At 64.7% G+C, this 9,774-nt stretch carries 11 protein-coding genes, 1 tRNA gene and 1 pseudogene; 7 read left to right on the forward strand and 6 right to left on the reverse strand.

The window, feature by feature from the left end; all coding sequences use genetic code 11:
• Positions 1-334, reverse strand: a 334-nt coding sequence (locus ACXJKR_RS15670) for an FAD-binding protein (protein WP_457323610.1), incomplete at its 3' end; no start/stop codon positions are given.
• A complete protein-coding gene (hglS, locus tag ACXJKR_RS15675; RefSeq protein ID WP_457323611.1) occupies positions 331-1,665 on the reverse strand; it encodes a 2-oxoadipate dioxygenase/decarboxylase HglS in 1,335 nt (444 codons plus the stop codon). The genes hglS and ACXJKR_RS15670, both read right to left, overlap by 4 nt.
• A gap of 122 nt (positions 1,666-1,787) precedes the next feature.
• Between hglS and ACXJKR_RS15680 the strand changes: the two genes are divergently transcribed.
• The 3 genes from ACXJKR_RS15680 (at position 1,788) to ACXJKR_RS15690 (ending at position 5,433) form a co-directional block, all read left to right on the forward strand.
• Positions 1,788-2,666: a LysR family transcriptional regulator gene (locus tag ACXJKR_RS15680; RefSeq protein ID WP_457323612.1), complete on the forward strand. Its 879-nt coding sequence runs from the start codon at positions 1,788-1,790 to the stop codon at positions 2,664-2,666.
• Between the two features lie 393 nt (positions 2,667-3,059).
• Positions 3,060-4,046 (forward strand): agmatinase, encoded by a 987-nt coding sequence (gene speB / locus ACXJKR_RS15685; protein WP_457323613.1) that lies wholly within the window; start codon positions 3,060-3,062, stop codon positions 4,044-4,046.
• Positions 3,994-5,433, forward strand: a complete 1,440-nt coding sequence (locus tag ACXJKR_RS15690; RefSeq protein WP_457323614.1) for an aminotransferase-like domain-containing protein — start codon at positions 3,994-3,996, stop codon at positions 5,431-5,433. Before speB ends, ACXJKR_RS15690 begins: the two co-directional genes overlap by 53 nt.
• Before the next feature lie 177 nt (positions 5,434-5,610).
• Here ACXJKR_RS15690 and ACXJKR_RS15695 read toward each other — a convergent pair.
• Positions 5,611-5,686: transfer RNA gene (locus ACXJKR_RS15695), tRNA-Ala, on the reverse strand.
• A gap of 62 nt (positions 5,687-5,748) precedes the next feature.
• Between ACXJKR_RS15695 and ACXJKR_RS15700 the strand changes: the two genes are divergently transcribed.
• The 4 genes from ACXJKR_RS15700 (at position 5,749) to ACXJKR_RS15715 (ending at position 9,118) form a co-directional block, all read left to right on the forward strand.
• The gene (locus ACXJKR_RS15700) at positions 5,749-6,639 is read left to right on the forward strand and encodes an alpha/beta hydrolase (protein WP_457323615.1); all 891 of its coding nucleotides are present in this window, start codon (positions 5,749-5,751) and stop codon (positions 6,637-6,639) included.
• A gap of 78 nt (positions 6,640-6,717) precedes the next feature.
• The gene (locus ACXJKR_RS15705; RefSeq protein WP_056193371.1) at positions 6,718-7,137 is read left to right on the forward strand and encodes a rubrerythrin family protein; all 420 of its coding nucleotides are present in this window, start codon (positions 6,718-6,720) and stop codon (positions 7,135-7,137) included.
• Between the two features lie 59 nt (positions 7,138-7,196).
• On the forward strand, positions 7,197-8,546 hold the full coding sequence (locus ACXJKR_RS15710) for a (Fe-S)-binding protein (RefSeq protein WP_457323616.1): 1,350 nt from the start codon (positions 7,197-7,199) through the stop codon (positions 8,544-8,546).
• A complete protein-coding gene (locus tag ACXJKR_RS15715) occupies positions 8,543-9,118 on the forward strand; it encodes a DUF3501 family protein (protein ID WP_457323617.1) in 576 nt (191 codons plus the stop codon). Before ACXJKR_RS15710 ends, ACXJKR_RS15715 begins: the two co-directional genes overlap by 4 nt.
• Before the next feature lie 3 nt (positions 9,119-9,121).
• Here the strand turns inward: ACXJKR_RS15715 and ACXJKR_RS15720 are convergent, their stop codons facing one another.
• The 3 genes and pseudogenes from ACXJKR_RS15720 to ACXJKR_RS15730 all read right to left on the reverse strand — a co-directional run.
• Positions 9,122-9,313 (reverse strand): hypothetical protein, encoded by a 192-nt coding sequence (locus ACXJKR_RS15720; RefSeq protein ID WP_457323618.1) that lies wholly within the window; start codon positions 9,311-9,313, stop codon positions 9,122-9,124.
• The gene (locus ACXJKR_RS15725; protein ID WP_056193383.1) at positions 9,310-9,528 is read right to left on the reverse strand and encodes a DUF2788 domain-containing protein; all 219 of its coding nucleotides are present in this window, start codon (positions 9,526-9,528) and stop codon (positions 9,310-9,312) included. Before ACXJKR_RS15725 ends, ACXJKR_RS15720 begins: the two co-directional genes overlap by 4 nt.
• Positions 9,529-9,531: 3 nt before the next feature.
• A pseudogene (locus ACXJKR_RS15730) lies at positions 9,532-9,774 on the reverse strand (DUF2189 domain-containing protein); the annotation flags it as partial.

Genomic DNA, 9,774 nt, shown 5'->3' on the forward strand with positions numbered 1-9,774 from the left:
GGCCGGCCGACACGACGGCGCTGCGGCTCAAGGGGTCGATTTCCAGTCGGTCACGCAGGGACTGAGTGGAGAGCACCCACTGGCGGCCATCGCGGCTGGGCGTGGCGCCGGCCACGAGGCCGGTGGCGGCGCCCTGCACCACGAAGGGCTCGCCCGAGCGCACCAGCTCGGCGACCGTCCATGAGATCGCCGCCAGGCTGCTGGGCCGGATCACGCCGCGCGTCAGGCCCGCGCCGTGGCGGGCAGACTGCAGGTAGGGAGCCAGGTCTTGCCCATCCAGCAGGACGGCCCGCTCGCCAAGTTCGGCGCGCATGCGCTCAGCCAGTCCGGTCATGCGGCGCGCGCCAACTGGCGCAAGCAGTTGGCCAGCGACGCGCCCTCGGCTTCGCGGTAGAGCTCAAACTCGTTGAGCACGTTGGCACCCAGCGCGGCTTCGAAGGCTGCTCGGTTGGAATGCGACGCGAACACGCCACCGTCTTGCTCGCCCAAGTTGGAGCGGAAGATGCCGGCTGCGCTGACGGGCAGGAAGTCTTCGTAGGTTAGAGGCTCCACGTGCAGCAAGCCCTCTCTCACCAGTGCATTGATGTCTACCAGGCTGGCGGGTAGACGGACCTTGCCCGCCTCGGGGCTGAGCGAATAGCGGAAGTAGGCCAGGCCCTCTCGGCGCAAGGCCTCCAGGTCGTCGGGGAAGGCTTCGAACTCACGGTGGAGGTTCTCGGCCAGGGCCTTGGGCTCGACCGCCCCATGCTGCTGCGCGGAACGCCGGGCACGCTCTAACAGCTTGTCGTAGAGCTGGCGGCCCTTGGGCGTGAGGGCGCAGCCGCGCTGCTCGATTTCGCCAAAGCGGGCGGTGTGGTCGCCTCGGGTGCCGTCGGCAAAGGTCACGTCCTCACACAAGGCGCTGAAGGCGGTCTGGCGCAGCAGGATGGGTACGGCGCGGCGCGGCGGGCCTTCGATCACGGCCTTGGCCGGCAGGCCACGCTCCCGCATGGCGGCTTGCGCGGCGTCGATGTCCAGCACGCGCGGGGTGAGGTGGTTGATGTGGGGGTTGGGGAAGCAGGCCACGTCGGCCGCCAGCGGATGCTGAGCCTTGATGGCGCTGTAGACCGCCTGGCTCACTGTCGCATGACCGCGCCAGCGGAAGGTGTGCAGCGTCTCTTGGACGAATTCCTCGGCCTCGTCGGCCGAGAGCGCGCCCCGGGCCTCGAAGCGATCGATCAGGCGCACGCAGCCGGGCGTGAAGATCTGGCGGCCGGTCAGGGCGTTCTCGGCAAGCTGGCGCACCTGCGGGCAGGCGATCAGCTCGGTGCGCAGCAGCGAGCAAAAGAGGCGGAAGGGGTTGCGCGCCAGCGATGCCTCGCCCACCGGACGGAAGGCCGTGGAGTGCACCGGGATGCCGGCCACCGACAGGTCGTAGTAGCCCACTGGCTGCATGCCGAGCACGGCCAGCAGGCGGCGCATCATGGACAGCTCTGCTGCCGTGCCCACGCGGATAGCGCCGTGGCGCTCGACGGCCAGGCGTGAGCCCTCTGTGCCTTGTTCAGCATTGATGCCGTTCACCAAATCGACGAGGTGGCCATACAGCGGCACCTCCTGGCGGTACGTCTGAGACATCGCTTCGGCGAAGCGGGCACGGGTCTGATCGGGGGTGAAGCTCATCGGCATGGTGGCTGAGACTGTGCTGAAAAACCAGCCGCGGCGCCATCGATGAATTCGAAGTAGTTCATTCCAATATCGAATGAACTCACAATCCGTGCATGACGTTTAAGCGCCAACTCTTGCCGCCAATGAATCACCTGCTGGCCYTTGAGGCCGCCGCTCGGTACGCCAGCATTTCGCGCGCGGCCGAGGAGCGGCACCTCACGCAAAGCGCGTTGTCCCGGCAAATTACCAGCCTGGAGGAGAGCCTGGGGGTGGCGCTCTTTCATCGCGTGCGCCAGCGCGTCGTGCTGACCGACGCCGGCCGGCTCTACGCCGCCGAGCTGCGCCAGGCGCTGGAGGCGATGTCGGCGGCCACGCACAAGATCATGAGCCTCTCCGGGGAGCAGGCCGTGCTCAACATCGCCGTGCTGCCGACATTCGGCACGCGCTGGCTCATTCCCCGGCTGCCGGGCTTCACCGAAGCCCACCCCGAGGTGACCATCAACTTCGCGGCGCGCAGCCACCCGTTCGACTTCGCTGCCGAGCCCTTTGACCTCGCCATCCACTTCGGCGAGCCGGTCTGGCCGCAGGCCACGTGCATGGAACTCATGGTCGAAGCCTTGATCCCCGTGTGCAGCCCGGCCTTCAAGCGCAGCCACACGCTCAAGCGTCCCGCCGACATTGCTCAATGCCGCCTGCTGCAACAGGTGACGCGGCCCACGCAGTGGGCCGAGTGGTTCGAGCACGCCGAGGTCGAAGCGCCACGCGCTCATCAGGGACCGCACTTCGAGCAGTTCGCCATGGTGGCAGAAGCCGCCGCCGCCGGCCTCGGCGTGGCGCTGGTGCCGCGCGTCCTCGTCGAGGCTGAGTTGGCCGACGGGCGGCTGCTGGCGCTGGACGAAGCCCACGTGCTCTCCGGCCAGGCTTACCACCTCGTGGTGCCGCACTCGCGCCAGGGCGACACCCTGGTGCGAGAGTTCAGCACTTGGCTGCTAGGCCAGGCAAAGCACAGACAGGGGGGGTGATCAAGAGGCGCGGCGCCGATGGTCTTGTGGCTTCGCTCGCCAGCTCGGTAGTCAATTGAATTTCATGCGGTTGACGCGAACGCCGGGCAATGGATCTTGCGTGGCGCCGTACGGCAATCGAGCGTAGCCAGTGCGTCCCTCACCGACGCAATCTCCCGGGTTGCGCTGTTGCCCTGGTGCGCGAAGCGGCGCTCCGCTCGTTTTTCCGGCCGCAGGCCATCTTGACTCTTTCACCTGGCGACGGTGGCGCTGCTGACCACTTCCTGCCAATACAACGGCCGCGGCCGATGTATGCATCGCTGGTTCCTCATTTTCATGAGGCAGGCGCGATGGCCAAATTTCCGTCCACGGCGCGACACGCGTGCGAGCCGAGTCAAACACAGTAGGACGTTCATGGCCAAAAATGAGTACGAATCCGGTCGCCTAAACCTTCCGTTTGTTGGGCACTGCACCTTTGCCAAGTCTCCTGCGTGCGTCGATTGGAATCACATCGATGCCGACGTCGCCATACTTGGGGCTCCCAATGACATGGGCACTCAATGGCGCCCAGGCGCGCGATTCGGGCCACGCGGCATCCGTGAGGCCTCGACGTTGTTCTCCTTCGGACATGCTGGCGCCTACGACTTCGAGGACGACGTCCTGTATCTGACCAAGGAGCAGGTGCGCATGGTCGATGTCGGCGACGCCGACATCATTCACACCGACATGGCGAAGAGCAACGCCAACATTGAGTTGGCTGTACGCAAGATGCTTGAGCAGGGGGCGATGCCAGTGGTGCTGGGGGGCGATCACTCTGTACATGCGCCGGCAATCAAGGCCTTTGCCGGCCGGGGGCCGATACACATCCTGCACGTCGATGCGCACTTGGACTTCGTAGACGAACGTCACGGTGTGCGATTCGGACACGGAAGCCCGCTGCGGCGTGCCTCGGAAATGGATCACGTTGTCGGGATGACGCAGATCGGCATCCGCAACGTGTCGTCATCAAATCGTTCCGACTACGACGATGCACGCAGGGCGGGCTCGCAGATTCTCTCGGTTCGGGATGTGCGCCGATTGGGATCCGAGGGCGTGCTGGCAAAGATTCCTGAGGGCGTTTCGTACTACATCACCGTCGATATCGACGGCTTCGATCCGTCTGTCGCACCAGGTACTGGCACGCCCAGCCACGGCGGCTTTCTCTACTACGAGGTGCTGGAGATCATCCAGGCGCTTTCACGACGCAGCAACGGGAACATCGTTGGCATGGATTTGGTGGAAGTTGCGCCCGCTTACGACCCCGCTGGAACCACGTCGATCCTGGCAGCACAGCTCCTGCTCAATAGCATTGGATTCATCTTCCACGACCGCAAGAGCCATGCGCGCGAGGCATGCAGTTGAGGACGCAGTCACCATTGAACGTCTCTCGATGATCTCGGCCTGGTCGAGTAGCAGTTCTTCCGGTGCAGAGCTCGAGCTTCCGCAGGGGCTCATCTTCCAGCGACGACGGCCTGGCCCGGATATTTCACGCGGCCGGCTCCAGCTGGCCGACAAGACCGATGAACACTGCGATGAAAAGAGTCGCGCAGCGCCTGCCATGATCACCAATCCTTTCAAGTACGCCCGGCGTACGGGCCAGTTGTCCCCCTCGATGATTCGAGAGCTCATGAAGTTGATGGGGCGCCCTGGCCTTGTCTCGCTGGGCGGCGGCTTGCCCTCGCCCGGCAGCTTTCCGACTGAGGAAATTCGGGAGTCGTGCCAAAGGGTGCTCTCGCAGTCTTCTCACATGGCCCTGCAGTACACCACCACAGAGGGCCTGCTCGTGCTGCGCGAATGGGTCGCTGAGCGAATGAGGCAACAAGGTCTGACGGTTAGTGCTGATCAGGTGCTGATCACCAGTGGGTCGCAGCAAGGGCTGGATCTCGTTGGCAAAGTTCTTCTCGAAAGGGGCACCAAGGTAGCGGTTGAGTCGCCAACCTACCTGGGAGCGCTGCAGGCGTTTGCACCCTACGAGGCGGACACCGTGGAGGTTCGGTGTGACGAATTCGGGCCTATGCCAGGGAGTCTGCGAGACGTGGGTGATGCCCGGGCGCTTTATCTCCTGCCCAATTTTCAGAACCCTACAGGGCGCTGCATTTCCAAGGCACGGCGCGCACAGATTGCCGATCAGGCCCAATCCCTTGGATTGCCACTGGTTGAAGATGATCCCTACGGTGATCTTTGGTTCGAACAGCCTCCGGCGGAGCCCATCGCTGCTCATTGGCCAGAGGGAACTGTCTATTTAGGGTCATTCTCAAAAATTCTCGCGCCTGGACTGCGGCTCGGCTACGCAGTTGCTCCAACCGCCGTCTACGGCAAGCTGGTTCAAGCCAAGCAAGCCGCAGACTTGCACAGCGGGACATTCGCGCAACATGTGGTGGCTGACTTGTTGGGAAGGGGCATTCTCGAAAAGCATCTGACGGAGGTTCGCGCGAAATACCGGCAAGGGCGTGATGCCATGGTGGATGCTCTTCAGGCCCATATGCGTGGCCTTGCTTCGTGGAGTACTCCAACCGGAGGAATGTTTTGCTGGTTGACCTTGGCAAGTGGTTTGGACACCGCGAAGTTGCTGCCGCTTGCAGTCGAACGCGGTGTGAGCTTCGTGCCAGGCGCCGCGTTCTACGCGGCTGATCCTTTGTGCAACGCAATGAGGCTGTCATTCGTCACAGAATCTGCCGGGAGAATCATGCAGGGAGTGGCCTCGTTGGCTGACTCAATTCGGCAGGCCGCGCAGGCCCAGAACGCCTAAGTGAAGGCGAATCCGAGGTCATGCGGCGAGGCAACGTACCTTCCGGACGGGGGCGATGTGACTGGAGGCATTGGAACCTGGGACAGGGTCACTGCAGACTGCACCGTAAACATAAGCCCTGCAGCGGCTGCAAGCCAATGCTTAAAGTCGCACGTGGCACTGTTCAGGATGATCGGTTGGTGGAGAGGAGGAGGATCGAACTCCCGACCTCCGCATTGCGAACGCGGCGCTCTCCCAGCTGAGCTACCCCCCCACGCGACCGAAAAAGTATAGCCCTGGCTGGAGGATCTTGGCCGGCTGCTATCGTCTTCGCCCATGACGCCCCGCAAGCCGACGGCCTGGTTCGAGGCCCAGTACAACAACCGCCAGCGTGTGGCCGACAGTGCCGACATCCTCGGGCGCTGGGCCCAGGCGTCTGCGCTGGTGCGCGAGCGCTCTAGCTGCCATCTGAACCTGCGCTACGGGCCTGATCCCAAGCAGACGCTGGACGTCTTCACGCCCGACCCGGCGTTTGCCGGCGGTTTCGCGCCGGTTCTCGTCGTCATCCATGGCGGCTACTGGCGGTCCCTGGACAAGTCGGACTATTCCTTCCTGGCCGCAGGCTTCACGGACGAAGGAGCCCTCGTCGTCGTGCCGAACTACGACCTCTGCCCTGGCGTCGGCATCGATCGCATTGCGATGCAGCTCACTTCAGCCGTGGCGTGGGCCTGGCGGCACGCGGCAGAGCATGGCGGCGACCCCAGCCGCATCGTCCTCGTCGGCCATTCGGCCGGTGGTCATCTGGCGGCGATGCTGAGCTGCTGCGATTGGAAGCGTGTCGGCAAGGACCTGCCGCGGCGCCTTGTGCAGGGCGCAATGTCGGTGTCGGGCCTGCACGACCTGGCGCCGCTGCGCCGCGTGCCCTTTCTGCAGACCGATCTTCAGCTGGATGCGGCCAGCGTGCGCCGGCTGAGCCCCATCCACTTTCCGCCGCCGCGCTCGCCGCAGACGCTGTTCGCCGTCGTCGGTGCCCTGGAGAGTGAGGAGTACCGGCGCCAGAACCAGCTGATCCGCCAGGCCTGGGGCGCACGCRCAGTACCGGTCTGCGAAGAGTTGCCAGGCTGCAACCATTTCACCGTGCTGCACGATCTGGCCGACCCCCAGGGCCGCTCCCATCAACTCGCGCGCCAGCTGCTCGGTTTGCGCTGGTATAGCGGCCTGCTATGAGGTGCATTGAAGCTATCCATTGGCTGGGCGTGGCCGCACAGGAGTAGCGTCGCCGTCTCCCACCCCACGGAGACTGCGATGAGCTTGAAAGGTTCCAAGACCGAGCAGCACCTGAAGGACGCCTTTGCCGGCGAATCCCAGGCCAACCGCCGCTACCTCTACTTCGCCAACAAGGCGGACATCGAAGGGCAGAACGACGTGGCGGCATTGTTCCGCTCGACGGCCGAAGGCGAGACGGGCCATGCCCATGGCCATCTCGAGTTCCTGGAGGCCGTGGGCGACCCCGCCACCGGGCTGCCGATTGGCAGCAGCCGCCAGAACCTGGCGGCCGCCGTCGCCGGTGAAACACACGAGTACACCGACATGTACCCAGGCATGGCCCGAACAGCGCGTGACGAGGGCTTCGACGAGATTGCCGACTGGTTCGAGACGCTCGCCAAGGCCGAGCGGTCCCATGCCAACCGGTATCAGAAGGCGTTGGACGCGCTGGTCGACTGAGCGGTCCACCGAGCGGCCGCTGAATCCAGCGGCCGCCGTCCTCTTGGCCAGGAGCCGCGATGAGCATCAGGGAAGGCAATCTCGAGGCGCCGACTCGCCACGCCCTCGACTGGAAGAGCGCCGAGTTCAACGACGAGGCGGCATGCCTCCACGAGATGGAGCGCATCTTCGACATCTGCCACGGCTGCCGGCGCTGCGTGTCGCTGTGCCAGAGCTTCCCGACGCTGTTCGATCTCATCGACGAGGGCAAGACCGGCGAGTTGGATGGCGTGGACAAGCGGGATTTCTGGAAGGTCGTCGACCAGTGTTATCTGTGCGACCTCTGCTACATGACCAAGTGCCCCTATGTGCCGCCGCACCCGTGGAATGTCGACTTCCCGCACACCATGCTGCGTGCCAAGGCGATCAAATTCGGCAAGGGCGAGGTCGGCGGCGGCGAGAAGTTCCTGGCCTCCACCGACGTGCACGGCCAGTTCGCCGGCATTCCCATCGTTGTGCAGGTTGCCAACGCCGTGAACCGCACGAAGTTCGCGCGCAAGCTGATGGACAAGCAGTTGGGCGTGCACCCTGATGCCTGGCTGCCGGCGCTGGCGACGCAGCGCTTTCGCTGGAGCGCGCCCAAGGCGCAGACGCAAGTCGTCACCAACGGCGAGCGCACGCCGGGCAAGGTGGCCATCTTCTCGACCTGCTACGTCAACTACAACGAGCCCGGCATCGGCTTTGACCTGCTCAAGGTGCTGGAGCACAACGCCATTCCCTATGTCCTCGTCGAAAAGGAAGCCTGCTGCGGCATGCCCAAGCTGGAGCTCGGCGACCTGGCCACGGTGGAGAAGCACAAGACGGCCAACATCGCCACGCTGGCGCCCTATGCCAAGGACGGCTTTGCCATCCTGTCGGCCATCCCAAGCTGCACGCTGATGTTCAAGCAGGAGCTGCCGCTGATGTTTCCTGAGGAAAAGGCGGTGAGGCTTGTGCAGGACGCGATGTGGGACCCGTTCGAATACCTCGTCGCCCGCCACAAGGACGGCTTGCTGCGGACCGATTTCAAGCAAGCCCTGGGCAGGGTGTCATACCACGTACCCTGCCACGGCCGGGTGCAGAAGATCGGCCGCAAGACCGAGGAAATGTTCAGGCTGATCGGCCGGAGCGTGGAGGTCAAGCTCAACACCGTCGAGCGCTGTTCGGGCCATGCGGGCACCTATGGCGTGAAGACGCCCACTCACCCGGTCGCGATGAAGATCGGCAAGCCGGTGTTCAAGGCCATGGCCAAGGACGAGCCCGACTTCATCGCCAGCGACTGTGCGCTGGCCGGCCACCACATCGCCCAGGGCATGGCGCAGGCCGGCACGCCGGCCAAGGCCCTGGCTCACCCACTGACCTTGATGCGTACTGCTTACGGCTTGCCATGATCACCAAAGACAGCCTGATGACGCTGGAGGCCTATGCGAAGTTCCGCAAGACCGAGAAGGGTTCAATCGTCGCCCACCGCCGGCTGCGCAGCGTGCAGCTGGGCGAGCACCTGAACCTGCAGTTCGAGGACGAGCGCACCATTCGCTACCAGATCCAGGAGATGCTGCGCATCGAGAAGATCTTCGAGGAAGAGGGTATCCAGAGTGAGATCGATGCCTATGCGCCGCTGGTGCCCGACGGCACGAACTGGAAGGGGACGCTCCTCATCGAATATCCCGACCCCAACGAACGCAAGCGGGAGCTGGCGCGGCTGATCGGCGTGGAGGACCGGATGTTCATCGAGGTGGAGGGCCAGCCGCGCGTCTATGCCATCGCCGACGAGGACCTGGACCGCGAGAACGACGAGAAGACCTCGGCCGTGCACTTCGTGCGCTTCGAGCTCACACCGGCCATGCGGCAGGCGCTCAAGGCGGGCGCGAGCGTGAAGCTCGGCTGCGATCACACCCACTACCCCGCACACGTGCAGATCACGCCCGAGACACTGGCCAGCCTTGCCGGTGATCTGGCGTGACGCTCAGGTCGCCACGTAGCGGCCGGGTCGGTGGTTGATGGCCAGGGCCGCGTTGATGGCCGCCATGCCCAGCAGCGACAGGCCGATGCGATCCAGCGGCACCAGCGCGGCGAACAGCGTGCCGGTGAGCAGGGCCTGGGCGTCCTCGAAATGGCTGTGCTTCAAGGTGCGGCTTGCCGCAGAGGGCGGCTTCATCCGATGGCTCCGGACAGGAAGTACTTGATGACGCCCTTGGCCGCGAAGCCGACAAGGCCGAAGCCCAGGCCCAGCAGCAGCACGAAGGTGCCGAAGCGACCCGCCTTGGACTCGCGCGCCAGCTGCAGGATGATGAACACCATGTAGAGCATGAAGGCGCCAACCCCGAAGGTCAGGCCGAACTGCGCGATCTCGGCTTCGGTGTAGCCCCACATGGTTCAGTCCCGGCGGGTGACAAGGTCGCGGTAGGCGTGCCAGCTCGCGTGGCCCAGCCAAGGCACGACGAGGATCAGGCCCAGCAGCGCGGTGGCCATGCCCAGCAGCGTCAATGCGAGGAGGAGGGCGGCCCAGAGCGCCATGGGGGCGGGGTGCGCCAGCACGACCTTCCAGCTCGTGAACACCGCGCCGAGCACGCCCAGCTTGTGCGGAGGCAGGTCTACCAGCGCCGGGATGGCCACGAC

It is taken from the genome of Roseateles sp. P5_E11 (assembly GCF_054049355.1).

What these genes read in the sequence shown, in the direction of transcription:
- hglS (WP_457323611.1), bottom strand. Translation starts at nt 1,665, where the DNA reads ATGCCGATGAGCTTCACCCCCGATCAGACCCGTGCCCGCTTCGCCGAA.
- speB (WP_457323613.1), top strand. Translation starts at nt 3,060, where the DNA reads ATGGCCAAAAATGAGTACGAATCCGGTCGCCTAAACCTTCCGTTTGTT.
- ACXJKR_RS15705 (WP_056193371.1), top strand. Translation starts at nt 6,718, where the DNA reads ATGAGCTTGAAAGGTTCCAAGACCGAGCAGCACCTGAAGGACGCCTTT.
- ACXJKR_RS15710 (WP_457323616.1), top strand. Translation starts at nt 7,197, where the DNA reads ATGAGCATCAGGGAAGGCAATCTCGAGGCGCCGACTCGCCACGCCCTC.
- ACXJKR_RS15715 (WP_457323617.1), top strand. Translation starts at nt 8,543, where the DNA reads ATGATCACCAAAGACAGCCTGATGACGCTGGAGGCCTATGCGAAGTTC.
- ACXJKR_RS15720 (WP_457323618.1), bottom strand. Translation starts at nt 9,313, where the DNA reads ATGAAGCCGCCCTCTGCGGCAAGCCGCACCTTGAAGCACAGCCATTTC.
- ACXJKR_RS15725 (WP_056193383.1), bottom strand. Translation starts at nt 9,528, where the DNA reads ATGTGGGGCTACACCGAAGCCGAGATCGCGCAGTTCGGCCTGACCTTC.